We start from the raw sequence: 287 nt of genomic DNA, 5'->3' as shown, positions 1-287 counted from the left end.
CGCTGGTGATCACGCCGCTCGGCAATGACGCTGTCATCGGCCGCGCCGTGCCCGGCTTGCGGCTCGCCGTGCATGATTGGGGCGACAGGATCGATTTCGGCGCGGCCACCATCCATGTCGAACCGGTGCATCACTGGTCTGCGCGCGGCGGACGTGACCGCCGCATGGCGCTGTGGGCGGGCTTTGTCATCGAAACGGCCGCCGGCAAGATCTATTTTGCCGGCGATACCGGCTTCCATGACGGCATCAACTACCGGCTGATGGCGCAAAGGCATGGCGGCTTTCGC

Annotated in this window: 1 protein-coding gene; it reads left to right on the top strand. The window is 65.9% G+C overall.

Going from position 1 to position 287, the window contains the following annotated elements:
• Positions 1–287: MBL fold metallo-hydrolase (locus tag EN807_RS34810; protein ID WP_246684545.1), on the top strand; the 287-nt coding region annotated here is incomplete at both ends.

This window comes from Mesorhizobium sp. M5C.F.Ca.ET.164.01.1.1, assembly GCF_004792125.1.
In the GTDB taxonomy this organism is placed as follows: Bacteria; Pseudomonadota; Alphaproteobacteria; order Rhizobiales; family Rhizobiaceae; genus Mesorhizobium; species Mesorhizobium wenxiniae.
This window is presented reverse-complemented; position numbering and strand designations above follow the sequence as displayed.